This window comes from Streptomyces sp. NPDC031111, from assembly GCF_055570675.1.
The window spans coordinates 64,159-88,600 of sequence record NZ_JBVIGS010000001.1; the positions used below are offsets into that span (position 1 = coordinate 64,159).

The window sequence follows — 24,442 nt, forward strand, 5'->3', positions numbered from 1 at the left end:
TTCCCTGTCCCCGTACGTCAGACGGTCTGGTGGGCGAGCAGCGCCACCGCCGCGACCAGCACCGCCAGCAGTGCGATCAGTGTCATGGGGTTCAGCCCCGCGAAGAAGTTCTCCTGTTGCAGCCGCTCGCGGTTCGCACGGCACACCGGGCACCGGCCCTCGCTCACGGGCGCGGCGCAGTTCGCGCACACCAGCCGGTCGTACGTCATGCGCTCGCCCTCCTCGCACCGATTCCAGATGAACAACGCGCGCCTTTACGCGAACGTTCCCCTTCCACTGTGCCAGGTTCCTGCGGAGGCTGCGCCGGATCGCTCCCGGAGGGGTGGTTCCGGGGATTTCGCGGCTGCGGCGCCGTGGGGGCTGGTCGTGCCCACGCGGCGGAGCCGCACATGTCACAGCCCCGCGCCCCTGAAGGGGTTGTCCTCACCCGGTACCGGAACAAATGGCGCAAGTCTTGCGCAACCCCTACCGGTGCCTGCACTCGCCTCCCGGAGTCGCGTATGGTCACGCTCATCTACCCCCGGCTACCCGTGGTGCATCCGTGATCCGATTCGACAACGTGTCCAAGGCCTACCCCAAGCAGAACCGTCCCGCACTCAGGGATGTCTCCCTGGAAGTGGAGAAGGGCGAGTTCGTGTTCCTCGTGGGGTCCTCCGGCTCCGGAAAGTCCACCTTCCTGCGGCTGATCCTCCGCGAGGAGCGGGCCAGCCACGGACAGGTGCACGTCCTGGGCAAGGATCTCGCCCGCGTCTCCAACTGGAAGGTGCCGCAGATCCGACGCCAGCTGGGGACCGTGTTCCAGGACTTCCGCCTGCTGCCGAACAAGACGGTCGCCGAGAACGTCGCCTTCGCGCAGGAGGTCATCGGCAAGTCGCGCGGTGAGATCCGCAAGTCCGTGCCCCAGGTGCTCGACCTCGTCGGGCTCGGCGGCAAGGAGGACCGGATGCCCGGTGAGCTCTCCGGCGGTGAGCAGCAGCGCGTCGCGATCGCGCGGGCCTTCGTCAACCGGCCCAAGCTGCTCATCTGCGACGAGCCCACCGGCAACCTCGACCCCCAGACCTCCGTCGGCATCATGAAGCTGCTCGACCGGATCAACCGGACCGGCACCACCGTGGTGATGGCGACGCACGACCAGAACATCGTGGACCAGATGCGCAAGCGCGTCATCGAGCTGGAAAAGGGCCGCCTCGTCCGCGACCAGGCACGCGGCGTCTACGGCTACCAGCACTGACGCTCCACGGAAAGGCTTGATCAGACGCCATGCGCGCCCAGTTCGTCCTGTCGGAGATCGGCGTCGGTCTCCGCCGCAACCTGACGATGACCTTCGCCGTCGTCGTCTCCGTCGCCCTGTCGCTCGCCCTGTTCGGCGGGTCGCTCCTGATGAGCGACCAGGTGAACACGATGAAGGGCTACTGGTACGACAAGGTCAACGTCTCCATCTTCCTGTGCAACAAGAGTGACGCCGAGTCCGATCCCAACTGCGCCAAGGGCGCGGTGACCGACGACCAGAAGGGCCTGATCAAGGCCGACCTGGAGAAGATGTCGGTCGTCGACACGGTGACGTACGAGTCGCAGGACGAGGCGTACAAGCACTACAAGGAGCAGTTCGGCGACTCCCCGCTGGCCAGCTCCCTCACGCCGGACCAGATGCAGGAGTCGTACCGCATCAAGCTGAAGGACCCGGAGAAGTACCAGGTCATCGCGACCGCCTTCGACGGGCGGGACGGCGTGCAGTCGGTGCAGGACCAGAAGGGCATCCTGGACAACCTCTTCGAGCTGCTGAACGGCATGAACTGGGCCGCCCGCGCGCTGATGGCGCTCATGCTGGCCGTCGCCCTGATGCTGATCGTGAACACGGTGCGCGTCTCGGCGTTCAGCCGCCGCCGTGAGACGGGCATCATGCGTCTGGTCGGCGCCTCGGGCTTCTACATCCAGGCGCCGTTCATCATGGAGGCCGCGGTCGCCGGACTCATCGGCGGCACGCTCGCGTGCGGCTTCCTGGTGATCGCGCGGTACTTCATCATCGACCATGGGCTGGCCCTGTCGGAGAAGCTGACCCTGATCAACTTCATCGGCTGGGACGCGGTGCTGAAGTATCTGCCGCTCATCCTCGTGACGAGTTTCCTGATGCCGGCGTTGGCCGCGTTCTTCGCGCTGCGCAAGTATCTGAAGGTGTGACTCTTGCCAAGAGGGGGCGTGCGGCCAACCGGCCGTGCGCCCCTTCGCGTTGTCCTAGACTCACCGGCATGTCAGGTCGTGACCCGTTCTGTCAGCCCCGCCGCGTCCGCCGTGGGGCCGCCCTGACCTTGGTGTTCGCGAGCGTGCTCGTTGCCGGTGCGGCCACGGGCAGCCTTCCCGTGGCCGACCGCGGGAGCACGGCGGACGGGGCGCCTCCGGCCGCTCCCGTCGGCCACCACGCCGACGTCACCGAGGCGGCCGAGGAGGCCGCCGCCGACGGCACCTCCCCCATGGAGGCCGCCCAGCGCGCCGTCAGCCGCAGCGGGGACCGCTGGGCCGCCGTCTACTCCCCGGGCGAGTACGAGGAGTTCGAGGAGTCCCTGGACGGCCGGTACACCGGCGTCGGACTGTGGGCCCGGGAGCGGGACGGCCGTATCGAGGTGACGAAGGTGGGCGACGACACGCCCGCCGCCGACGCCGGCATCCGCGCGGGCGACCGGCTGCGCAGCGTCGACGGCGAGAAGGTCGACGGACGGCCCGTCACCGAGGTCGTCTCGTTACTGCGCGGCGACACCACCGGCGAGACCGCCGGCACCACCGTCCGTCTCGGCCTGGAACGCGGCACGCGCGCGTGGCACGAGACTGTGCGCAGGGCCCGGCTGTCCCGGGACACCGTCACCGTCCGCGAACTCGCCTCCCGGGTCACCGTCATCAAGGTCGGCGCCTTCACCAAGGGCTCCGGCGACGAGGTCGGTACCGCCGTGCGGCAGGCCCCGTCCGGCGCCGGGATCGTCCTCGACCTGCGGGGCAACTCCGGAGGGCTGGTCGCCGAGGCGGTCACCGCGGCCTCCGCCTTCCTCGACGGCGGCCTGGTCGCCACGTACGACGTCGAGGGCGAGCAGCGCGCCCTGCACGCAGAGACCGGCGGCGACACCACCAGACCCCTGGTCGCGCTCGTCGACGGCGGCACGATGAGCGCGGCCGAGCTCCTCACCGGCGCCCTACAGGACCGCGGACGGGCGGTCGTCGTGGGCTCCCGCACCTTCGGCAAGGGCTCGGTCCAGATGCCGACGCCGCTGCCCGACGGCTCCGTCGCCGAGCTGACCGTCGGCCACTACCGCACCCCCTCCGGCCGGGGCGTCGACGGCCGCGGCCTCACCCCCGACCTGGAGGCGGGCGAAGAGGCGCTCCAGCGGGCCGAGACGGTCCTCAGCGGGCTCGGCCGGTAGCCCGCGGTCGGTAATCGGCTTCCCGCGGACCCCCTCCGTAGTGCGAAAATGGGCGGCACTATGGCTAAGGAAAAAGGGCGCAAGCTGATCGCGCAGAACAAGAAGGCGCGGCACGACTACCTCATCATCGACACCTACGAGGCCGGCCTGGTCCTCACCGGCACCGAGGTGAAGTCCCTGCGCCAGGGCCGGGCGTCGCTGGCGGACGGCTTCGTCCAGCTGGACGACCACGAGGCGTGGCTGCACAACGTGCACGTGCCGGAGTACAGCCAGGGCACCTGGACCAACCACAGCGCGCGGCGCAAGCGCAAGCTGCTGCTGCACCGCGCGGAGATCGAGAAGCTGGAGTCGAAGTCCCAGGAGACCGGGCACACCATCGTGCCGCTGGCCCTGTACTTCAAGGACGGCCGCGCGAAGGTCGAGATCGCGCTGGCCAAGGGCAAGAAGGAGTACGACAAGCGGCAGACGCTGCGCGAGAAGCAGGACCGGCGCGAGGCGGAGCGGACGATCTCGGCGATCCGCCGCAAGCAGCGGGCCTGACCCCCCGGGAATAGGCTGGCACGGTCGTGCGTTGGTCACGTACGATGGCAACGCGCCCCACGGAGGGTGCACGCCCCCTCCTCGGAGGGCCTCCTCTCGGAGGGTTTGAAAAAACAACATGGGGATGATCGGTTTCGACAGCGGCTGTCGAAGCAGGGGAAGCGTGTCGAGGAAGCGGCCATGATCTCGTAAACCACAGGCCGAAAAAAATAATCGCCAACTCTAAGCGCGATTCCTCCCAGCAGGCCTTCGCCCTCGCTGCCTGATCTCAGGTAGCAGAGCGAGCCTCCTACTAAAGGGAGTGTCAGCCCGGGGGTGTTCCCGACCCGGATCCTGGCATCAGCTAGGGGACTAAACCTTGATCCCGGTCACGGGGTGAAGAGGGAAACCAAACAGTGACTGGGCCCGTCGGAGACTTGTTCGCGTGATCTCCGGGGCCGAGAAAATCGAAGCGGACTGCACACGGAGAAGCCCTGGTTCCGCACCGTTGGACGCGGGTTCGATTCCCGCCATCTCCACAATCTCCATGTGACGAGGACCCGGTGGTGTGACGCCACCGGGTCCTCGTCGTGTTTGTGGGGCCCGGCCCCATATTGAGGGCTGGTTCACGCTTCTACCTTCCCTCCCCATGACACAGACCAGAGCCGCAACCCTGCTCACCGTCCTCGCAGCGCTGCTCTCCGTGCTGCTCACCCCCGCCCCGGCCGCCGCCGCCTCCCTCCAGGTCGCCTCCCTCCAGGAGGTCACGGGCTTCGGCAGCAACCCCGGGGCCCTGAAGATGTACCGGTACGTTCCCGAGGGGCTGCCCGCCGGCCGGCCCGTCGTCCTCGCCCTGCACGGCTGCACCCAGAACGCCGCCGGATACGCGGGCGGCACCGGCTGGACGACGCTCGCCGACCGCTGGGGCTTCTCCGTCGTGCTGCCCCAGCAGCAGAGCGCCAACAACCTCAGCCAGTGCTTCAACTGGTTCCAGGACTCCGACATCCGGCGTGGACAGGGGGAGGCCGCCTCCCTCGCCCAGATGGTCGACCGGCAGCTCGCCGACGTCTCCGGGGACGCCTCGCGCGTCCACGTCACCGGACTGTCCGCCGGCGGCGCGATGACCGCCGTGATGATGGCGGCGTACCCGGAGAAGTTCGCCGCGGGCGGTGTCGTCGCCGGACTGCCGTACGGGTGCGCGCAGGCCGCCGGGTCGCCGTACGTCTGCATGTACGTCGGTGCCACCCAGACCCCGGGCCAGTGGGGCGACCGGGTGCGCGCCGCACGGCCCGGGTACACCGGCCCCTGGCCCGCCCTCACCGTCCTGCACGGCACGGCCGACTACACGGTGCGGCCCGCCAACATGACCGACCTCGTGGAGCAGTGGACCGACGTGCACGGCGCCGACCGCACCGCCGACGTCAGCGACACCGTCGCCGGATATCCGCACCAGGTCTTCCGGGGCCCGGGCGGGGACGCGGTGGTCGAGACGTACGGTCTCACCGGCATGGGGCACGGCCAGCCCGTCGACCCGGGCAGCGGGAGCGAGCAGTGCGGGACGGCCGGGGCGTACTTCCTCGACGTCGGCCTGTGCGCCGCGTACCGGCTCGGGAAGGCCTGGGAACTGGGCTGAAGCGGTGCGTCACGCCCCGCGCGGTGCCGTGCTCGCCCGTTCCGTCAGCCGGGGCGGCAGCAGGGTGGCCCCCGGCACGGGAGCGCCGGACAGCTTCCGCATCAGCAGGTGCACCGCGCGGGTGCTCAGTTCCGCCGACGGGACGGCGACCGAGGTGACGGGGACACGGGCGGCCGCCGCGACGGGGGACGGGCAGACGGCGGTCAGGGACAGATCGCCGGGAATGCTCAGCCCCAGCCGTTCGAAGGCGTCGATCAGCGGGTCGAGGAGCGGTTCGTTGTGCACGACCACCCCGGTCAGCGCGGGCAGCTCGCGCACCAGCCGCTCGGCGATCGCGCGGGCGGCCTCACGGCCGGTCCCGCACGGGTGCACGGCGGAGGTGAGCCCGTGCCGGTCGGCGGCGGAGGTGAACCCCTCCACGAGGCGCCGCGCGAAAGCGGTCCGCCGTACGTACACCTCCGGCGGCGAGCCGACCAGCGCCACCACCCGGTGCCCGAGCCGCGCCAGATGGTCCACGCACAGCTCGCCCGCCGCCCGGAAGTCCAGGTCGACACAGGTCAGCCCGTCCGGCTCGGCGGGGACACCGATCAGTACGGACGGTAAGGACCGCGCCCGCAGCAGGGGCAGCCGCGGGTCCTGGAGCTGGACGTCCATCACGATCACCGCGTCCGCCAGCCCCGTGTCCACGACGCGCCGGAGCCCCTCCTCGCCCTCCCCCTGGGTGAGCAGCAGTACGTCGTGGTCGTGGGCGCGGGCGGCGGTGACCACCGACACCGCGAACTGCGTCACCACCGGCACATGGACCCCCGAGCGCATCGGGACCGCGAGGGCCAGCACCTTCGTCCCGCGGTCGGCCCCGCCGCGGCCGCCGCCGTCCGCGCGGTAGCCCAGCTCGCGCACCGCCGCCTGGACGCGGAGCCGGGTCGCGTCGGAGATCGGCCGCTTGCCGCTGAGCGCGTACGAGACCGTGCTGGGGGAGACCCCGGCGCGCCGGGCCACATCCGTGATCTTCACCATCGGGGGTCCTCACTGGCACTGTCCGTGGGGATAGAAAGCGGTTTCGAAGCGCTTCGACGGGTGAAGGTATGTGCGGGGCCTGTGCTCGTCAATGGGCCGGGATGAAATCGGTGGAGCGGTTCGACCGCCCGAACCGGGAGAGGGTCACGAGGGAGACGAAGAGGGCGATCACGGCCGCCGTCACCGGCACTCCGTACCCGGCCACCGCCGAGACGTGCTCCACCGTCCAGCCGCCCGCCGCGCTGCCGCAGGCGATCCCGCCGAGCAGTCCGGTCACCGCGAGCGTCATGCCCTCGTTCAGCCGGCCCTCGGGGGTGTAGCGCTGGACTAGGGTCATCGTGGTGACCATCGTCGGCGCGGTCGCCATCCCGGCGAGCAGCAGCGCCCCCGCCAGCACCAGGAGCGAACCGGTCAGTCCGGCCGCCAGCAGCGGCAGGGTCATCAGCGCGGCCATCGCGGCGAGACACCAGGGCAGCCGGGTCCGCGCGGACCCCGCCGGGCGCGTCGCCCCGTACAGCAGCCCCGCCGCACAGGAACCGGCCGCCTGGAGCGCGAGCACCGCCCCGGACGCCGAGCGGTGCCCCCGCTCGTCCGCGAACGCGATGGTCACGACCTCCATCGAGCCGAACACCGCGCCCGTCGCCAGGCAGACGAGCAGCAGCGGGCGCATGCCGGGTGCCCGGAACGGCGCCCGCGCGGAGGAACGCCGCTGGGCCGGCGGCTCGGTCGAGCGCTGGGCCGTGAACAGCAGGACACCCGTCAGCAGCAGCACGGCACCCACCAGCGTGCCCGCCTCCGGGAAGAGCGTCCCGCACAGCAGGGCCGCGAGCACGGGGCCGAGCATGAAGCAGAGTTCGTCGGCGGCCTGCTCGAAGGAGTTCGCGGTGTGCAGGGCCTCGGCGTCCCCCTTGAGAAGGTGGGCCCAGCGGGCGCGGGACATCCCGCCGGTGTTCGGGGTGGTGGCGGTCGCGGCGTAGGAGGCGAACAGGGTCCAGTCGGGGGCGCCGTGGCGTACGCAGAGCAGCAGGGCGAGGGAGCCGAGCACGGCGAACACCGTGGCCGGCAGCGCGACCCGGGCCTGTCCGTACCGGTCGACCAGGCGCGCTGTCCACGGGGCGACCACCGCCGTCGCCGCCAGGCCCGTCGCGGTGACGGCGCCGGCGAGCGCGTACGACCCCCGCGTCCCCGCGATCATCACGACCGCGCTCACGCTGAACATGCCCATCGGCAGCCGCGCGATGAGGTTCCCGGCGGTGAACGCGCGGGCGCCGGGCACGTCGAACAGGCGGCGGTACGGGCCCTTCGCGCGGGGTTCGTTCCGCCCGCGCGGGCGGAAGTCGACCGCGACCAGGGTGTCGGCGGTGAGGGTGAGCAGGGGAGTGTCCCGGGAGGTCGGCTGAGGCATGGCCCCACCGTCGCCCGTGGCGCGGCGGCCGGTCCAACACCTTCCGGATGCCGATTGACGCACCTGTGTTGTAAGTTCACGAGGTGCCGGACCCCGCCCACCTCGACCCCCGTCTGCTGCGCGCCTTCGTGACCGTCGCCGAGGAGCTGCACTTCACGCGGGCCGCCGCGCGCCTCTTCATCGCCCAGCAGGCCCTCAGCAGGGACGTACGGAGACTGGAACGGGAGCTGGGCAGCGAGCTGTTCGTACGGACCACCCGCCAGGTGACGCTCACCGCCGACGGCGAACGCCTGCTGCCGTACGCCCGCGCGGTGCTCCAGGCGCACGACGACCTGCTCGCCGCCGCCGGACAGACGCGGCCCCTGCTGGTGGACCTCAACTCCCCGGGCCTGAACACCCCGCGCCGGGTGCTGCACCGGGCCCGCGAACTCGCCCCCGGGCACGAGCTGATGGCCCGCTACGAGAGCGGGCTGACGGGGGCCGCGGGGGAGCTGCTCGCGGGGCGGCTCGACGCGTCCTTCGGCCGGTTCGCGGGGCTCGCCCGCGCGCTGCGGGCCGGTCTCGACCAGCAGCCCGTGCGCTACGAGCCGATGGCGATCGTGCTGCCCGAGGACCACCCGCTGGCGGCACGGGAGGAGGTGCCGCTGGCCGCGCTGGCCGGCGAGACGGTCTACGCCGGGGCGGGCAACCCCCGCACGCCGGAGTGGACGGACCTCGCACGGCTGCTGTTCGAAGGGCGCGGGATCACGCTCGCGTCGCCCGCGCCGCTGGCCGTCGGGGAGGAGGAGTTCCAGCGGATCATGGCCAGAACGCGTCATCCGGTGCTCGCCGTGGTCGACTTTCCGCCACTGCCCTCGACGGTGCTGCGCCCTCTCGTGGAGCCGGTCCCGCTGTCGCCGGTGTCCCTGGTGTGGCGGAAGGGTCTGATTCATCCCGCTCTGGACGAGCTGCGGCGGGCCGCGGCCCTGGTCGCGGCGGAGGAGGGCTGGTTGCGGCGCCCGGCGGAGGGGTGGCTTCCCGATCGGGATAGTCTCGTGATGGCGAACCCGTGATGTCTCACTACCGATACGAATGAGCGCACGGCGAACACAGAACCCCCGCGTGCGCTACATTCATTGCCCGAGCACAGTGTGATAAACGGGGCGCTCGGAGCGGGTGGGGGCCCGGTCCGTCGGCGGGTGCTCGGGTCGTGCGCGCGCCGGAAGTGTCCTGTGGGGGGAAGTGCGTGCGCGTGGAAAATTGGCGAGAAGACGCCCAACCGGAACGGCCGGAACGGCCCGGGGCCGCGGGGGCGTTCGGTGGGATCCCGGAGAACACCGAGGACGAGGACCTGCGTGAGACACGCGTCCTCCCCCTGAGCGACAAGCCCGGCGCGAGACCCGGCGCGGACACCCGTGAGGACTCGCGCGAGTCCTCACGCGCGCCCGATTCCGGTCCCGACTCCCTCGAGGCCCGCTGGGCCCGGCTCGGGGTCTTCCCCAGCGGGAACGACAAGACCCAGGTGCTGCCCGACGCCACGCGCGGCGCGGATCTCGGCGCGGGCCGCCCCGACTCCGGCGCCGGCCGTCCGGATTCCGGCGCGGGGCGCCTGGATCGCGGCGCAGGCCGCCCGGATTCCGGCGCCGACCGCCCCGGCCTCGGCGCGGGCCGCCTGGACCGCGGCGCCGGCCGTCCGGATTCCGGCGCGGGCCGCCCCGACTCCGGCGCCGACCTCGGAGCAGGCCGCCTGGATTCCGGCACCGACCGCTCCCACCGCGGCCCTGACCGCCCCGACCGCGGCACCAGCCGCCCGGACTCCACCGCACACCGCCCGGACCCCGCCGCGCGCGCCGGTGACGTACGTGTCCCCCCGGCACCGGACCGGCCGAAGCCGTCCGGGGACCGGACCGACACCCCCTGGGACTCCGAGCGCACCACCGCCCTGCGGATCCCCCGCCAGCCGGGCGGCACCCCCGGCCCCAAGGCGACGACACCCTCCCCGGGTGAGGGCGGCCCCCACCCCTCGGGGAACCCCGGAACCCCCGGCTCCCACGCACCTTCGTCCCGCGCGGGCGGCCCCCGACCCTCCGGCACCCCCGGAGCCGCCGGCTCCCCGCACGCACCCCACGCGCCTTCCTCCCGTGCGGGCGGCCCCCGACCCTCGGGCACCCCCGGAGCAGCCGGAGCCCCCGGCTCCCCCCTGGACGACACCCGCGTCGTCGCCGCCTCCCCGCCGGCGCCCCGCACCCCCGTCCGCGACCCCTGGCAGGAGGAGGCCGACGAGCCCGTCGCGGCGGCCACCCACGACCCGCACGAGGTGACGGTCCAGCTCGACTCCGTACAGATCGGGGAAGGACTGGAGCTGCGGCGCGCGCAGGGCGGGCCGGGCGGAGGGCAGGACGCCGCCGGACCCGTGTTCGTCGACGAGTCCGGCCGCCGCAGCCGGCTCTACCGCCGCATCGGCATGGCCATCGGCCTCGCCTGCGCCGGCTACGCCGTCGTCATGGTCGCCACCCTGCTGTCCGGCAACTCCGACGCCCCCTGGATGCCCGCCCCCGGCCAGGAGAACAAGCCCGCCGGGAAGGTCGAGACCACCCCCCAGCCGACCGAGACGGACGACACCCCCAGCTCCGGCACCAGCCTCGCCCCCGGCACCACGCCGAGCACCGGCGCGTCCACCCTGCCCACCCCCGGCGCCACCGTCCCCGCCCCGGGCACCGACGGCACCGCGGACCAGCCCGACGCCGCCGACCCGTCACCGACGCCGACCGCGAAGAACCCCTCGAAACCGGCCACCGGCGACGACGACGCCACCGCCACGCCCCCGGACGACACCATGAGCACCCCGCCCGTCGACCCGCCGGTGTCCGAGGACCCCGACCCCGTGACGACCGCCCCGACGGGCGGCGGTGAGGCCGGCGGCACCGACAACGTCGCCGGCGCCCCCGCCGACCGGCCGGTCGCCGCCTCCGACGGCTCCGCCACGCAGCCGGACCCGTCCACCGAACCCGCCGCACCGTCCCCGGAGAACGTCGTCTGATGGCATCCCGTTCCCCCCGCCACCGGCCTCCCCGCCAGGCCCGTGGCGGCTCCCCGCGTCGCCGCGTGCCCCTGCGCCTGCTGCTCCCGGTGCTCGTCCTCGTCGCCCTGGCCGCGATGCTCATGCTGCGCGGCTACGTGCACAGCGAGATCCTCGCCGACCACCGGGTCCAGGCGCCCGCCCCCACCACACAGGTGCCGGAGGAAATACTGGAGGGCGGCCCGGTCATCGACGCCCGCGCCGGACAGACCCAGAGCCTGAGCGTGCCCGACCGCCGCCTCGTCCTCACCTTCGACGACGGCCCCGACCCGACCTGGACCCCGAGGGTGCTCGACGTGCTGAAGAAGCACGACGCCCACGCGGTGTTCTTCGTCACCGGCACCATGGCCTCCCGCTACCCGGACCTCGTCAAGCGCATGGTCGACGAGGGCCACGAGATCGGCCTGCACACCTTCAACCACCCCGACCTCGCCCTCCAGTCCAAGAAGCGCATCGACTGGGAGCTGTCGCAGAACCAGCTGGCGATCACCGGCGCGGCCGGCATCCGCACCTCGCTGTTCCGCCCGCCGTACTCCTCCTTCGCCGCGGCGATGGACAACGAGACCTGGCCGGTCACCCAGTACATCGGCAGCCGCGGCTACCTCACCGTCGTCAACAACACCGACAGCGAGGACTGGAAGCGGCCAGGCGCCGACGAGATCATCCGCCGCGCCACGCCCGAGGGCCGCGAGGGCGCCATCGTCCTGATGCACGACTCCGGCGGCGACCGCAGCCAGACCGTCGCGGCGCTCGACCGCTTCCTGCCCGACCTGAAGGCCAAGGGCTACGAGTTCGACAACCTGACCGAGGCCCTGGGCGTGCCCAGCGCGCACAGTCCGGTCACCGGCGCCGACCTGTGGAAGGGCAAGGCGTGGATCTTCCTGGTCCAGGCCTCGGAGCACATCACCGACGTCCTCGTGGTCGGTCTGGCGATCATCGGCACCCTGGTCATCGGCCGGTTCGTGCTGATGCTGCTCCTCTCCGGTGTCCACGCCCGCCGGGTCCGCCGCAGGAACTTCCGCTGGGGCCCGCCGGTCACCGAGCCCGTGACGGTGCTGGTCCCGGCGTACAACGAGGCCAAGTGCATCGAGAACACGGTCCGTTCCCTGATGGCGAGCGACCACCCGATCGAGGTGCTCGTCATCGACGACGGCTCCACCGACGGCACCGCCCGCCTCGTCGAGGCGATGGGCCTGCCCAACGTACGGGTGATCCGCCAGCTCAACGCGGGTAAACCGGCCGCGCTCAACCGGGGCCTGGCGAACGCCCGTTACGACATCGTCGTGATGATGGACGGCGACACCGTCTTCGAGCCGTCCACCGTCCGCGAACTCGTCCAGCCCTTCGGCGACCCCCGGGTCGGAGCCGTCGCCGGCAACGCGAAGGTCGGCAACAAGGACAGCCTCATCGGCGCCTGGCAGCACATCGAGTACGTGATGGGCTTCAACCTGGACCGCCGGATGTACGACATCCTCGGCTGCATGCCGACCATTCCCGGCGCGGTCGGCGCCTTCCGCCGCTCCGCCCTGGAGCCCATCGGCGGCATGAGCGACGACACGCTCGCCGAGGACACCGACGTCACCATGGCGCTGCACCGCGCCGGCTGGCGCGTGGTCTACGCCGAGAACGCCCGCGCCTGGACCGAGGCCCCGGAGACCGTCCAGCAGCTCTGGTCCCAGCGCTACCGCTGGTCGTACGGCACCATGCAGGCCATCTGGAAGCACCGCCGCGCGGTGATCGAGAAGGGCCCCTCGGGCCGCTTCGGCCGCGTGGGCCTCCCCTTCGTCTCCCTCTTCATGGTCCTGGCCCCCCTGCTGGCCCCCCTGATCGACGTCTTCCTCCTCTACGGCATCGTCTTCGGCCCGACCGAGAAGACGATCGTGGCCTGGCTGGGCGTCCTGGCCATCCAGGCGGTCTGCGCGGCGTACGCGTTCCGCCTCGACCGGGAGCGCATGACCCATCTGATCTCGCTGCCGCTCCAGCAGATCCTCTACCGCCAACTCATGTACGTCGTGCTGCTCCAGTCCTGGATCACCGCGCTCACCGGCGGCCGCCTGCGCTGGCAGAAGCTGCGGCGCACCGGCGTGGTCGGGGCCCCCGTCGCCGGAGCGGTGCCGGGCCAACGCGGGCGGGGCAGCGATGATCGGAGGCCCGTGGCATGACCCACGGATACACGACCGGCACGGGCACGAGCCCCGAACCGACGGGCCCGTACGGGATGCTCCCTCAGCAGCGGACGACGGAGCCCGCCCCGGAGCCCAGGAAGCCGGTCCGTGACCGGTACCTGGACGTCCTGCGCTCCATCGCCCTGGTCCGTGTCGTGCTGTACCACCTCTTCGGCTGGGCCTGGCTGACGGTGCTGTTCCCGTCGATGGGCGTGATGTTCGCGCTCGCGGGCTCCCTGATGGCGCGTTCACTGAAGCGTCCGGCGTGGAGCGTGATCCGCGGGCGGGTCCGCCGACTGCTGCCGCCCCTGTGGGTGTTCGCCGTGGTCGTGCTGGCGCTGCTGTTCGCGGGCGGCTGGAACCCGTCGGAGGACCCCGACCAGGACGGGACCTGGGGCCTGATCAATCTGGTCAACTACCTCGTCCCGATCGGCGCCCCGCCCTACCCGGTGGATGCCGGAGTCCTGGGTCCGCTGGAGAGCACCTGGGCCGACGAGACGGTGGGACCGCTGTGGTACCTGCGCGCCTACCTGTGGTTCGTCGTCGCGTCGCCACTGCTGCTCTGGCTCTACCGGCGGGCACCCTGGCCGACCATGCTCGCCCCGATCGGCCTGACGGCGATCGTCGGCACGGGCCTGGTGACGATCCCCGGGGAGCTGGGCAACGCGGTCACGGACTTCGCGGTCTACGGCGGCTGCTGGGTCCTGGGCTTCGCCCACCACGACGGCCTGCTGAAGCAGATCCCGCGGTACGTCTCCGTCTCCCTCGCGTCCCTGATCATGGCCTTCGGCGTGTGGTGGGCCTCGGGCCACCTCGGTCCCGCCGGCTGGGACCTCAACGAGATCCCGCTGGCCGATGCCGCCTGGTCGTTCGGTTTCGTGGTGATCCTGCTCCAATACTCCCCGTCGTGGCGGGAACTCCCCGGACGCCTGGCGAACTGGGACAAGCTGGTGACCCTGTCCAACAACCGGGCGGTCACCATCTACCTGTGGCACAACATGATGATCATGGCGACGTTCCCGATCATCGACCTGCTGTACGAGCTCCCGTTCATGCAGAGTGAGCGGGCGACGGCCGCTCTCGACAGCACGTACACGATCTGGACCTTCGCCCTGGTCTGGCCGCTCATCGGCCTGATGATCCTCGCGGTCGGCTGGGTCGAGGACCTCGCGGCAAAACGCAAGCCAAGCCTGTGGCCGAACGGCAGTAGGAGCAACCGGCCCCAGCCGAGGGCCGGGGCACACCGCGGCTGACGGCACGTGCCCGAGCCGAGAGGGCCGTGCGGCTGCCGGAGTAGAACCGCACGGTTCGGGCGAGGTGTTCGGTGAGTCTCTTGTGGTGAGTGTGACCCTCGATGCCAGGAGGCGAGGTGGGGTGCGCAGAGGAGGGTGACGAAGCCAAGAAGGGGTCGTGGGTATCGGAAAGGATTTGTCGACGAGCGGTTTCGCAAGATCGCGACTGTGCCCATCAGGCTTGCTGACCCGCAGGCGTTTGCCTGGTGGCATCACGTGGTCCCCGGAAAGGGAGGGGAGGAGTTCGCCCGTGACCTTGAACGTCACTTCGCTGTCGTGATCGACGTCATCGAAGAGCACTGACTTATGTACGCGAGGAAGGTAACCCATGTGGTGGGGGAGAGGCCGAGCTCAGGGCTGGGCGTCTTCTTCGAGTCGCGTATGAGGACGGTGGCGGGAGTCGTGGCTATTTCCACGCAGTTCGAACTGTCGCCGCTGTGGGACGACTTGCGCCAGCGGGTGGTCTGCACGGTGTTTCCTTCTCAGGCTTTCCGGATGAGGTTGTGGATGAAGTCGCGGGACTCGGCGGGGCCGAGTGCGCAGGACGTCATGTGGTCCAGTACGGCTCGGTACTTGGCCAACTGTGCCTCCGCGTCCAGGAATCCGCAGCCCCCGTGGTGCGTGTCCAGTTGGACCGTGTCGAGCTGCGGTACAGCGCCCGAGAGGTAGTCGAAGGACTGGCTGGTGCTCGGGAAGTAGGCCGTGCCGAACGGGATCACTCGGATGGTGACGTGGGGCATCTCGCCGCCCCCGTGACCCCCGCGCGGTACGCGTCGCACGCATGACGGTGCGGGCCGCGCTCGATGGGCACGGTATGCAGGACGCCCGCGACGTCGTGGAGTTGCTGGCGTCGGAGCTGGTGACCAATGCCTACCTGCACACCAAGGGGGCCTCGTCCCTGCGGCTCACGTGTCTGAGCGACGGCCGGCTGCGGGTCGGGGTGTGGGACAGCGACCCCTGTATTCCCGCCCGGTTCAGCGGAGCCGGCGGGGAGTCCGTCCCGCTTGCTCAGCCCGATGCCGAAAGCGGGCGTGGCCTGCGTCTCGTGCAGGAGTACGCCGACTCGTGGGGCGGCTGGGCCCTCGGTGACGGGATGCTGCGGCGCGGGGCCGGAAAGTTGCTGTGGTTCGAAGTCGGCAGGCGTGCCACACTGCCCCTGTTGCGGAAGTGAACAGTGGGGCCAGGGGGCGAGGGTGGATGAGTAAGCGGCAGGTGCAGAAGATGCTGCAGTTGATGGCAAGTGGGGAGGCCGTCGAGCTCACCAGTCCGATGGCGTCCGTGAAGAAGCTCGCCAAACTCGCCTTCATAGCCCAGCAGTTCGGGTACGAGTACGCCGACGTGCGGCAGGGCGGCGGGAACAACAGTCAGCTGAAGATGCTGATCGTGCCCGACCTCAGCCCGCAGGGGCGGGCACGGGCGGCGCAGAACTGGGCGCAGTACCCGAACGCCGGTGACGGGGTGTCCCTGCCGCCGCTCGTGCCGGACGCCTTCGAACTGCTCAAGGCGCGCATCAACTTCGATCTGACCGGCAAGAGCGCCGAGAAGCGGATGGGCTACGGGGCCCTCGGTGTGTCCATCGGCTGCGTGGCCACCGCCTACCAGCTCGGGGGCACGTCCTCCGACTTCGTCATCGCAGCCCTGATCTGGGTGGGCCTGATGGCCGTCTTCGGTGTCGGGTTCGTCGTCAACCGCAAGCGCAACGCCAAGTTCGCGGCGCGGTTGCAGGCGGCGGGGTTCGCGCCGATGGCCGACGAGACGGGCCGGGTGCGCTACCTGCCCCCGGGCGGGCAGATGCCGGGGCACGGGAATCCCTTCGGGGGTGGTGGCGGGCCGTATGGGGGTGTGCCAGTGCCAGGTGCGGCACCGGTGCCGGGGTACGGGTACCAGCCCCCGCAGCCTCCTCAGGCCGCCCCGGCCCCGGGCCCCTACGCCCAGCAGCCCCCGGCCGCCCCCTACGGCACCCCATACGGTCAGCCCGCCCAGCCGCCCCACCCCCAGCAGAACCCCCACTGGCAGCCCCCGCAGCGCTGACGTCGCGGGTGTACCTCTCACCCGGCCTCCGCCACAGGTGAGAGCAACGTTCCCTACCGGTCACCGCGTGCCACAGACCGGAAACGCTCCCTCCCTACCTTCGGAATCAGCCCCTCGCGGCACCGTCCGCGTCCCGAAGAGCAGTGGAGGCCTCATGACAGCCCGCAGTGGCCGCTGGATTCAGGAGTGGGACCCGGAGGACGAGACCTTCTGGAACCGCACCGGAGAGAAGATCGCCCGGCGCAACCTGCTCTTCTCCGTGCTCTCCGAGCACATCGGGTTCTCCGTCTGGACGATGTGGTCCGTGCTGGTGCTCTTCATGGGCCCCGAGTACGGGCTCACCCCGGCCGACAAGTTCCTGCTCACGTCCATGGTCACGCTGGTCGGTGCCGTGGTCCGGGTGCCGTACACCTTCGCCGTCGCGGTGTTCGGCGGGCGGAACTGGACGATCGTCTCCGCCGGACTGCTGCTCGTGCCCACCGTCGCCGCGTTCGCCGTGATGGAGCCGGGGACGTCCTTCTCCACCTTCCTCCTCGTCGGCCTGCTGGCCGGTATCGGCGGCGGCAACTTCGCCTCCTCCATGACCAACATCAACGCCTTCTTCCCGCTGCGGAAGAAGGGCTGGGCGCTCGGGCTGAACGCCGGCGGCGGCAACATCGGCGTCCCGGTGATCCAGCTCGCCGCCCTCGCGATCATCGGCGCGAGCGGCGGGCCGCGGGTGCTGCTCGGCATCTACATCCCGCTGATCGTCGTCGCCGCCGTCCTCGCCGCGCTGTTCATGGACAACCTCGCCTCGGTGAAGAACGACACCGGTGCCGCCAAGGACGCCGCCCGGGACGCGCACACCTGGATCATGTCGTTCCTCTACATCGGCACCTTCGGCTCGTTCATCGGCTACAGCTTCGCCTTCGGGCAGGTGCTCCAGAACCAGTTCGACCGCACGCCCCTGGAGGCCGCGTACGTCACCTTCATCGGCCCGCTGCTCGGCTCCCTGATCCGCCCGGTGGGGGGTTCGCTCGCCGACCGTTACGGCGGCGCGCGGATCACGCTGTGGAACTTCGTCGCCATGGGAGCGGCGACGGCGGTGCTGATCGTCGCCTCCATGCAGAAGTCGCTGGCGCTGTTCACCGTCGCGTTCGTGGTGCTGTTCGTGCTGACCGGCCTCGGCAACGGGTCGACGTACAAGATGATCCCCGGCATCTTCCAGGCGAAGGCCCTGGCCAAGGGGCTCGCGGGTGAGGAGGCCGCCGCGTACGGGCGGCGGCTGTCCGGGGCGTCGATGGGGCTGATCGGCGCGGTGGGCGCGCTCGGCGGGGTCGGCATCAACCTGGCCTTCCGCCAGTCCTTCCTCTCCTACGGCTCCGGCACCGGCGCGTTCGTCGCGTTCCTCGCCTGTTACGCGGTCTGCTTCGCGGTCACCTGGGCCGTATACCTCCGCCGCCCGGTCGCCCGCGCGGGTGGCGCGAGCCCGGCGCCGGAGGAGAAGCCGCAGCTCAGCTACGCCGAAGTGTGACGCGAAGTGACGTAACACTGGTGACATGAAGCCGAACCGAGCCTGTCATGGATCGTTGACAGGCTCGCTCGGCATGAAGGTGGAGCCGCACCTTCGCGCAGTACGCCGACTCGAGCCGGGACGAGAGCCATGTACGACGAACAAGAGCAGCCACCGGAGCACGGGCCCCTCGCGGGGTTCACCGTGGGTGTGACCGCGGCGCGCCGGGCCGACGAACTGGGTGCGCTGCTGGAGCGGCGCGGAGCCGCCGTGCTGCACGCCCCGGCCCTGCGGATCGTGCCGCTCGCCGACGACAGCGAGCTGCTGGCCGCCACCAAGGACATCATCGGGCAGGCCCCGGACATCGCGGTCGCCACCACCGCCATCGGGTTCCGGGGCTGGGTGGAGGCCGCCGACGGATGGGGACTGGGCGAGGACCTGCTGGCGCGGCTGCGCGGGGTGCGGATCCTGGCGCGCGGGCCCAAGGTGAAGGGCGCGATCCGGGCCGCCGGGCTGACGGAGGAGTGGTCGCCGGCGTCGGAGTCGATGGCGGAGGTGCTCGACCGGCTGCTGGAGGAGGGCGTCGACGGACTGCGGATCGCCGTCCAGCTGCACGGTGAGCCGCTGCCCGGGTTCGTGGAGTCGCTGCGGGCCGGGGGAGCGGAGGTGGTGGGGGTGCCGGTGTACCGGTGGCTGCCGCCGGAGGACCTCGGTCCCGTGGACCGGCTCATCGACGCGGCCGTCGCCCGCACCCTGGACGCGGTCACCTTCACCAGCGCGCCCGCCGCCGCGTCCCTCCTCTCCCGCGCGGAGGAGCGCGGACTGCTCGACGACCTGCTGGCCGCCCTCGGGCACGACGTGCTGCCCGCCTGCGTCGGCCCGGTCACCGCGCTGCCCCTCCAGGCCCGCGGCCTCGACACGGTCCAGCCCGAGCGCTTCCGGCTCGGCCCGCTGGTCCAGCTGCTCTGCAAGGAACTGCCGGGCCGCGCCCGCTCGTTGCCCGTCGCCGGGCACCGGGTGGAGATCCGGGGCCACGCGGTCCTGGTCGACGGCGCGCTCAGGCCCGTACCGCCGGCCGGGATGTCCCTGCTGCGGGCGCTGTCCCGGCGGCCCGGCTGGGTCGTCTCCCGCGCGGAGCTGCTGCGGGCGCTTCCGGGAGCGGGCCGTGACGAGCACGCGGTGGAGACCGCGATGGCCCGCCTGCGTTCCGCCCTCGGCGCCCCGAAGTTGATCCAGACCGTCGTCAAACGGGGCTACCGCCTCGCCCTGGACCCGTCGGCGGAGTCGAAGTACGACGCGGACGGCTGAGACGGGCCCGGGGGGTTACGGCCGCCGGGGTGGGCAGGCACTGTGGGAGGGAACGGTTTCCCGGATCGCTCACACCGGCCCCCCACACGCGCGGGGCCAACCTAGGCGGTGGCAGGAACATGGCACTGGGTACGGTCACGGCGCCCCACGAGCTGCGATTCGACACCGGGCGGATCTGCCTGGATCTGCTCGCGACCACCCACCCCGAGGAACGGCTCGGCTCCGTGGAGGTGCTGCGGGCCTGGATCACCGGCTCCGGGCTCGTGCCGACGGACACCGCGCTGGCCCACGCCGACGCCTCCTGGCTGGTGGCCTTCCGCGAACTGCGCGGTCAGCTCGCCCCGTTGGTGCGCGGCCGGCCGGCGCCCGGTGTCCGCTCGTACGACCTCGCGCTCGCGCGGGTCAACGAACTCGCCCGCGCCGCACCCCCGGCGCCCCGCGCGGTGCCCGCCGACGACGGTGTGCTGGTGCGCCGGCTCGACGGACCGCCGGGCCGTGCCGCGCTGCTCGCGGCGGTCGCGCGGGACGCCGTGGACCTGCTCACCGACCCCGTCGCGCGGGCGAGTCTGAGGCAGTGCGAGGGCGACAACTGCCCCATCGTGTACCTCGACACCTCCCGGGGGCGCAGGCGGCGCTGGTGCTCCAGCGAGATCTGCGGCAACCGGGAACGCGTGGCCCGGCACCGCCGCCGCGCGGCGCTCGCGCGGGCCTGACCGACACGCCGAAGTGACGTCGGTTACACCGCCGTTCACCCGCCCCCGCACAGTGACCGTCGTCACACCGTTGTCGTTGTGTCGGAAATGTAAAGAAGTGGCGGGGGGATTGTGGGTTCATGTCCCGGTCGTCACGTCACCCCACAGAAAACTGTCACCCCGCGTTGAACATCCAACGCCCCCCGCCCGTACCGGTTGTCGAGCGACCGACTGGGGGATCCCCCGGACACCGGAGGTGGGCGTGCGCAAGGATGCGGCCGTGGCCAATGAACGTGGAGCGAGGGCCCGACATCGCATGTCCTCACAGCCCTCGGAACCCGACGAGGAGCTGATGCGCGCGCTGTACCGCGAGCACGCCGGACCTCTGCTGGCCTACGTCCTGCGGCTGGTCGCCGGAGACCGGCAGCGCGCCGAGGACGTCGTTCAGGAAACGCTCATCCGTGCCTGGAAGAACGCCGGTCAGCTCAATCGGGCGACCGGTTCGGTACGCCCCTGGCTGGTGACGGTCGCCCGGCGCATCGTCATCGACGGCCACCGCAGTCGGCAGGCCCGGCCGCAGGAGGTCGATCCGTCGCCGCTGGAGGTCATCCCCGCGGAGGACGAGATCGACAAGGCGCTGTGGCTGATGACGCTGTCGGACGCGCTCGACGACCTGACCCCGGCCCACCGGGAGGTCCTCGTCGAGACCTACTTCAAGGGGCGTACCGTCAATGAGGCGGCGCAGACACTCGGCATACCCAGCGGCACCGTCCGCTCCCGGGTCTTCTACGCCCTGCGGTCGATGAAGCTGGCTCTGGAGGAGCGGGGGGTGACGGCGTGACGAGTGTGTACGGGGGATACGGAGAGGGCGGTACGGGTATGTCTGGTCCCATGCAGGGATCACCGGTGCCGAACGAACACGAGACCGTCGGCGCCTACGCCCTCGGGATTCTCGACGACGCCGAAGCAACCGCTTTCGAGGCGCACCTGGCGACCTGCGAGTGGTGCGCCCAGCAGCTCGACGAACTCGCCGGCATGGAACCGATGCTGGCCGCGCTCGCGGACCTGCCCGGCACCGGCACGCCCGCGCTGGGCGAGTCGCTGTCCGCCAAGCCCTCCCCGCGCGTGGTGGAGAAGCTGGTCGACGAGGTCGCCGAGCGCCGCGCCCGGAAGCGCCGACGCAACTTCTACATGGTGGCCGCCGCGGGCGCGCTGATCGTCAGCGGCCCGTTCGTGGCCGTCGCGGCGAGCGGCGGGGACGACGACGGGGGCGGCGGGAGCGGTACCAACCGGACGCTCGCGGCCAACCCCGCCAAGGATGCCTTCGACAAGAGCTCCGAGAAGATCATGGCGACCGACCCCGGCACCCAGGTGACCGCGACGGTGGCCCTGGAGAAGAAGCTCTGGGGCACCGAGATCGTCACGGAGCTGAAGAACGTCGAGGGCCCCCAGAAGTGCTCGCTGATCGCCGTCGGCAAGAACGGCGAGCGCGAGACCGTCAACTCCTGGTCCGTACCCGGCGAGGGCTACGGACTGCCGGACGCCACGACGGACAAGGCCAAGCAGCCGCTCTACGTCCAGGGCGGCGCCGCGTTCCAGCCCAACGAGATCGACCACTTCCAGGTCATGACCTTCGACGGAAAGCTGCTCGTGGAGGTCGACGCGTAGCCGATCGGGGCCCCCTTCGCGTACGGTTGACGGCTGCCCAGCACGTCAGAAGGGGGCCCGGTGGCCGCTCAGGCTCAACAGGAATCCGCGGTCGATCCGGTTCACGACTCCGTTCGCGACCGGGAGATCCGAGTCGAACAGGAACATCTGGACCGGGTGTACCTGCGCCTCGAGGAGAAGATCCACGAGGCCGAGTTCCTCATGCGCGACGCCGCCCGGCGCGGCCAGGTCGGCACGCCCGGCGCCCTCGCCGAGCGGGACGCCCAGGTCTTCCGGGCCGGCGTCCACCTCAACCGGCTGAACAACGAGTACGAGGACTTCCTCTTCGGTCGTATCGACCTGCTGCTCGGCAAGGACGGCAAGAAGGGCCCGGACGGCGCGTACACCGCCGTCGAGCCCGCCGAGGGGGCCGTACGCCCCGACAACACCGCCGACATCGCCGAGACCCTGCACATCGGCCGCATGGGCGTGCTGGACGAGGACTACGCCCCGCTGGTGATCGACTGGCGGGCCCCCGCCGCCGCCCCGTTCTACCGCTCCACGCCGGTCGACCCCGGCCGGGTCGTACGCCGTCGCGTGATCCGCTCCAAGGGCCGCCGTGTCCAGAGCGTCGAGGACGACCTGATGCGCCCCGAGCTGACGGCGTCCCTGGACGGCCACGAGCTGCCCGTGATCGGCGACGGCGCCCTGATGGCCGCGCTCGGCCAGGCCCGTACGCACACCATGCGGGACATCGTGGCGTCCATCCAGGCCGAGCAGGACCTGGTGATCCGCGCCCCCGCCGCCTCCGTGACCTACGTCGAGGGCGGACCCGGCACCGGCAAGACCGCCGTCGCCCTGCACCGCGCGGCCTACCTGCTCTACCAGGACCGGCGCCGGTACGCGGGCGGCATCCTGATCGTCTCGCCCACCCCGCTGCTCGTCGCCTACACCGAGGGCGTGCTGCCCTCCCTCGGCGAGGAGGGGCAGGTCGCCATCCGCGCCATCGGCTCGCTGGTCGACGGCGCCGAGGCCACGTTGTACGACTCCCCGTCGGTGGCCCGCGCCAAGGGCTCGTACCGCATGCTCAAGGTGGTGCGGAAGGCCGCGCGCGGAGCGCTGGAGCTGAACGATTCGCCGCAGCGGCTGCGCGTCGTCGCGTTCGGCCGCCGGCTGGAGCTGGAGGCGGAGGAGCTGGCGGGCATCCGCCGCACCGCCCTCGGCGGCACCGCCCCGGTCAACCTGCTGCGCCCCCGCGCCCGCAAGCTGCTCCTGGACGCCCTGTGGGAGCGCTCCGGCGCCGGGAACCGGCACACCGACCCGGAGCTGGCCGCCGAGCTGCGCGCCTCCTTCGACGAGGACATCACCTCCGAGGACGACTTCATCGCCTTCCTCGACGCCTGGTGGCCCGAGCTGACCCCGTCCGCCGTCCTGGACGCCATGGCCGACGAGAGACGCCTCGGCCGCTGGGCCCGGCGGATCCTCAACCCCGGCGAGGTCCGCAAGGTCGCCCGCTCGCTGAAGCGGGAGGGGCGCTCGGTGCACGACATCGCGCTCCTCGACGAGCTCCAGTCCATCCTCGGCACCCCCGCGCGCCCCCGGAAGAAGCGCGAGCTCGACCCGCTGGACCAGCTCACCGGCCTGGAGGAGCTGATGCCGGTGCGTGAGGAGACACAGCGCGAGCGGGCCGAGCGGCTCGCCCAGGAGCGCGTCGAGTACGCCCATGTCATCGTCGACGAGGCCCAGGACCTCACCCCGATGCAGTGGCGCATGGTCGGCCGTCGCGGCCGGCACGCCACCTGGACGATCGTCGGCGACCCGGCCCAGTCCTCCTGGTCCGACCCCGACGAGGCCGCCCAGGCCCGCGACGAGGCCCTCGGCACCCGCCCGCGCCGCCGTTTCGAGCTCACCGTGAACTACCGCAACCCGGCGGAGATCGCCGAGCTCGCCTCGAAGGTGCTCGCCCTCGCCATGCCCGGTGCCGAGTCGCCGAAGGCGGTCCGTTCCACCGGCGTCGAACCGCGCTTCTCCGTCGCGGACGGTGCGCTCGCCGAGACCGTGCGCGCGGAGGCGGCCCGGCTGCTGGACCGCGTGGACGGCACCGTCGGTGTGGTCGTCGCCATGCAGCGCCGCGAGGAGGCCCGACGCTGGCTCGACGGGCTCGGCGACCGCGTGGTGGCGCTCGGCAGCCTGGAGGCCAAGGGTCTGGAGTACGACGCCACGATCGTCGTCTCCCCGGCGGAGATCGCCGACGAGTCCCCGGCCGGCCTGCGCGTCCTGTACGTCGCCCTGACCCGCGCGACCCAGCAGCTGACGGTCGTCTCGACGGACCGCGACGAGCCGGACGCGAACGGAGTACCGGATCTGCTGAGGGACTGAGGGCGCCCGGGGGACTGAGGGCTCCGAGGGGCTGAGGCCGTCCCGAAAAAGCGCTTGCGCCACGGGAATGGCCTTACCGGATCCGTTTGTTAGCCTTGGTGTGGCACCGGCCCGATCCAAGCCCCCGGGCCCAACCTTCGTCGCTACGAGCGACCACTTGCCGCGAGGCGAGCATGGCGGGTCGGTGTCACTTAGGCCCTTGAGAGGCCCACGTCACGGAATGTGACGTGGGCCTCTTTTCTTGCCCGAGCGACTCTCGTATGGTGGAAACTCTTTTCCGAAAACACGGTACGTGCCGGTGAACAAAACGTCCGCAATCCGAGGCGGCTACCGCGTACTCAGGGGTAGGTGCGACGATCGGACGGCACATTCAGCGACACGGTAAAAGCAGAGGAAG

General features: G+C 71.4%; 20 protein-coding genes, 1 other RNA gene and 2 pseudogenes. 18 read left to right on the forward strand and 5 right to left on the reverse strand.

Annotation, left to right across the window (positions count from 1 at the left end; genetic code table 11):
- Nucleotides 1–17: 17 nt before the first annotated feature.
- Complete coding sequence (locus tag ACZ470_RS00230) at nucleotides 18–209, reverse strand: hypothetical protein (RefSeq protein ID WP_073932041.1); 192 nt, start codon at nucleotides 207–209, stop codon at nucleotides 18–20.
- Between the two features lie 332 nt (nucleotides 210–541).
- Here ACZ470_RS00230 and ftsE point away from each other — a divergent pair, with 332 nt between their 5' ends.
- The 6 genes from ftsE (at nucleotide 542) to ACZ470_RS00260 (ending at nucleotide 5,559) form a co-directional block, all read left to right on the forward strand.
- The gene (ftsE, locus tag ACZ470_RS00235; RefSeq protein ID WP_030224873.1) at nucleotides 542–1,231 is read left to right on the forward strand and encodes a cell division ATP-binding protein FtsE; all 690 of its coding nucleotides are present in this window, start codon (nucleotides 542–544) and stop codon (nucleotides 1,229–1,231) included.
- Between the two features lie 29 nt (nucleotides 1,232–1,260).
- Nucleotides 1,261–2,178: a permease-like cell division protein FtsX gene (ftsX, locus tag ACZ470_RS00240; RefSeq protein ID WP_468422941.1), complete on the forward strand. Its 918-nt coding sequence runs from the start codon at nucleotides 1,261–1,263 to the stop codon at nucleotides 2,176–2,178.
- Nucleotides 2,179–2,246: 68 nt separating this feature from the next.
- On the forward strand, nucleotides 2,247–3,407 hold the full coding sequence (locus tag ACZ470_RS00245; RefSeq protein WP_468422943.1) for a S41 family peptidase: 1,161 nt from the start codon (nucleotides 2,247–2,249) through the stop codon (nucleotides 3,405–3,407).
- Between the two features lie 60 nt (nucleotides 3,408–3,467).
- Nucleotides 3,468–3,947 (forward strand): SsrA-binding protein SmpB, encoded by a 480-nt coding sequence (smpB, locus tag ACZ470_RS00250; protein ID WP_468422945.1) that lies wholly within the window; start codon nucleotides 3,468–3,470, stop codon nucleotides 3,945–3,947.
- Nucleotides 3,948–4,067: 120 nt separating this feature from the next.
- Nucleotides 4,068–4,468: a transfer-messenger RNA gene (gene ssrA / locus ACZ470_RS00255) on the forward strand.
- Between the two features lie 107 nt (nucleotides 4,469–4,575).
- The gene (locus tag ACZ470_RS00260; protein WP_468422947.1) at nucleotides 4,576–5,559 is read left to right on the forward strand and encodes an extracellular catalytic domain type 1 short-chain-length polyhydroxyalkanoate depolymerase; all 984 of its coding nucleotides are present in this window, start codon (nucleotides 4,576–4,578) and stop codon (nucleotides 5,557–5,559) included.
- 9 nt (nucleotides 5,560–5,568) lie between these two features.
- On the opposite strand, the gene ACZ470_RS00265 is transcribed toward ACZ470_RS00260, so the two are convergent.
- Nucleotides 5,569–6,576 carry a LacI family DNA-binding transcriptional regulator gene (locus tag ACZ470_RS00265; protein ID WP_468422949.1) on the reverse strand — a complete coding sequence of 336 codons (1,008 nt, stop codon included), beginning with the start codon at nucleotides 6,574–6,576 and terminating at the stop codon, nucleotides 5,569–5,571.
- Between the two features lie 88 nt (nucleotides 6,577–6,664).
- Nucleotides 6,665–7,981, reverse strand: a complete 1,317-nt coding sequence (locus ACZ470_RS00270; RefSeq protein WP_468422950.1) for an MFS transporter — start codon at nucleotides 7,979–7,981, stop codon at nucleotides 6,665–6,667.
- A gap of 83 nt (nucleotides 7,982–8,064) precedes the next feature.
- Between ACZ470_RS00270 and ACZ470_RS00275 the strand changes: the two genes are divergently transcribed.
- From ACZ470_RS00275 to ACZ470_RS00290, 4 genes are all read left to right on the forward strand, one after another.
- On the forward strand, nucleotides 8,065–9,033 hold the full coding sequence (locus tag ACZ470_RS00275; protein WP_468422952.1) for a LysR family transcriptional regulator: 969 nt from the start codon (nucleotides 8,065–8,067) through the stop codon (nucleotides 9,031–9,033).
- Between the two features lie 179 nt (nucleotides 9,034–9,212).
- Entirely contained in the window at nucleotides 9,213–11,000 is a 1,788-nt protein-coding gene (locus ACZ470_RS00280; RefSeq protein WP_468422954.1) for a hypothetical protein, read from the forward strand.
- Nucleotides 11,000–13,201 (forward strand): polysaccharide deacetylase family protein, encoded by a 2,202-nt coding sequence (locus tag ACZ470_RS00285; protein WP_468422956.1) that lies wholly within the window; start codon nucleotides 11,000–11,002, stop codon nucleotides 13,199–13,201. The genes ACZ470_RS00280 and ACZ470_RS00285 overlap by 1 nt, the downstream gene beginning before the upstream one ends.
- Entirely contained in the window at nucleotides 13,198–14,457 is a 1,260-nt protein-coding gene (locus ACZ470_RS00290; RefSeq protein ID WP_468422958.1) for an acyltransferase family protein, read from the forward strand. The genes ACZ470_RS00285 and ACZ470_RS00290 overlap by 4 nt, the downstream gene beginning before the upstream one ends.
- Before the next feature lie 302 nt (nucleotides 14,458–14,759).
- Here the strand turns inward: ACZ470_RS00290 and ACZ470_RS00295 are convergent, their stop codons facing one another.
- Complete coding sequence (locus tag ACZ470_RS00295) at nucleotides 14,760–14,966, reverse strand: DUF397 domain-containing protein (protein ID WP_468422960.1); 207 nt, start codon at nucleotides 14,964–14,966, stop codon at nucleotides 14,760–14,762.
- Nucleotides 14,967–14,978: 12 nt separating this feature from the next.
- Nucleotides 14,979–15,239: pseudogene (locus ACZ470_RS00300) on the reverse strand (Scr1 family TA system antitoxin-like transcriptional regulator); the annotation flags it as partial.
- Nucleotides 15,240–15,244: 5 nt separating this feature from the next.
- Here ACZ470_RS00300 and ACZ470_RS00305 point away from each other — a divergent pair.
- The 8 genes and pseudogenes from ACZ470_RS00305 to ACZ470_RS00340 form a co-directional block, all read left to right on the forward strand.
- Nucleotides 15,245–15,667, forward strand: a pseudogene (locus ACZ470_RS00305) (ATP-binding protein); the annotation flags it as partial.
- Nucleotides 15,668–15,693: 26 nt separating this feature from the next.
- Nucleotides 15,694–16,527, forward strand: coding sequence for a hypothetical protein (locus ACZ470_RS00310; RefSeq protein WP_468422962.1), 834 nt, complete (start codon nucleotides 15,694–15,696; stop codon nucleotides 16,525–16,527).
- 154 nt (nucleotides 16,528–16,681) lie between these two features.
- Complete coding sequence (locus tag ACZ470_RS00315; protein ID WP_468422964.1) at nucleotides 16,682–18,040, forward strand: nitrate/nitrite transporter; 1,359 nt, start codon at nucleotides 16,682–16,684, stop codon at nucleotides 18,038–18,040.
- 129 nt (nucleotides 18,041–18,169) lie between these two features.
- Entirely contained in the window at nucleotides 18,170–19,327 is a 1,158-nt protein-coding gene (locus tag ACZ470_RS00320; RefSeq protein ID WP_468422966.1) for a uroporphyrinogen-III synthase, read from the forward strand.
- A gap of 119 nt (nucleotides 19,328–19,446) precedes the next feature.
- A complete protein-coding gene (locus ACZ470_RS00325) occupies nucleotides 19,447–20,040 on the forward strand; it encodes a CGNR zinc finger domain-containing protein (protein ID WP_468422968.1) in 594 nt (197 codons plus the stop codon).
- A gap of 235 nt (nucleotides 20,041–20,275) precedes the next feature.
- Nucleotides 20,276–20,860: a sigma-70 family RNA polymerase sigma factor gene (locus ACZ470_RS00330; RefSeq protein WP_004930798.1), complete on the forward strand. Its 585-nt coding sequence runs from the start codon at nucleotides 20,276–20,278 to the stop codon at nucleotides 20,858–20,860.
- A gap of 65 nt (nucleotides 20,861–20,925) precedes the next feature.
- Nucleotides 20,926–21,687, forward strand: coding sequence for an anti-sigma factor family protein (locus tag ACZ470_RS00335; protein ID WP_468422971.1), 762 nt, complete (start codon nucleotides 20,926–20,928; stop codon nucleotides 21,685–21,687).
- A 60-nt stretch (nucleotides 21,688–21,747) separates the two neighbouring features.
- Nucleotides 21,748–24,045, forward strand: a complete 2,298-nt coding sequence (locus tag ACZ470_RS00340) for a HelD family protein (RefSeq protein ID WP_468422973.1) — start codon at nucleotides 21,748–21,750, stop codon at nucleotides 24,043–24,045.
- Nucleotides 24,046–24,442: the final 397 nt, after the last annotated feature.

What these genes read in the sequence shown, in the direction of transcription:
- ACZ470_RS00260 (WP_468422947.1), top strand. Translation starts at nt 4,576, where the DNA reads ATGACACAGACCAGAGCCGCAACCCTGCTCACCGTCCTCGCAGCGCTG.
- ACZ470_RS00270 (WP_468422950.1), bottom strand. Translation starts at nt 7,981, where the DNA reads ATGCCTCAGCCGACCTCCCGGGACACTCCCCTGCTCACCCTCACCGCC.
- ACZ470_RS00320 (WP_468422966.1), top strand. Translation starts at nt 18,170, where the DNA reads ATGTACGACGAACAAGAGCAGCCACCGGAGCACGGGCCCCTCGCGGGG.
- ftsX (WP_468422941.1), top strand. Translation starts at nt 1,261, where the DNA reads ATGCGCGCCCAGTTCGTCCTGTCGGAGATCGGCGTCGGTCTCCGCCGC.
- ACZ470_RS00265 (WP_468422949.1), bottom strand. Translation starts at nt 6,576, where the DNA reads ATGGTGAAGATCACGGATGTGGCCCGGCGCGCCGGGGTCTCCCCCAGC.
- ACZ470_RS00315 (WP_468422964.1), top strand. Translation starts at nt 16,682, where the DNA reads ATGACAGCCCGCAGTGGCCGCTGGATTCAGGAGTGGGACCCGGAGGAC.
- ACZ470_RS00230 (WP_073932041.1), bottom strand. Translation starts at nt 209, where the DNA reads ATGACGTACGACCGGCTGGTGTGCGCGAACTGCGCCGCGCCCGTGAGC.
- ACZ470_RS00290 (WP_468422958.1), top strand. Translation starts at nt 13,198, where the DNA reads ATGACCCACGGATACACGACCGGCACGGGCACGAGCCCCGAACCGACG.
- ACZ470_RS00325 (WP_468422968.1), top strand. Translation starts at nt 19,447, where the DNA reads ATGGCACTGGGTACGGTCACGGCGCCCCACGAGCTGCGATTCGACACC.
- ACZ470_RS00310 (WP_468422962.1), top strand. Translation starts at nt 15,694, where the DNA reads ATGAGTAAGCGGCAGGTGCAGAAGATGCTGCAGTTGATGGCAAGTGGG.
- ACZ470_RS00245 (WP_468422943.1), top strand. Translation starts at nt 2,247, where the DNA reads ATGTCAGGTCGTGACCCGTTCTGTCAGCCCCGCCGCGTCCGCCGTGGG.
- smpB (WP_468422945.1), top strand. Translation starts at nt 3,468, where the DNA reads ATGGCTAAGGAAAAAGGGCGCAAGCTGATCGCGCAGAACAAGAAGGCG.
- ACZ470_RS00285 (WP_468422956.1), top strand. Translation starts at nt 11,000, where the DNA reads ATGGCATCCCGTTCCCCCCGCCACCGGCCTCCCCGCCAGGCCCGTGGC.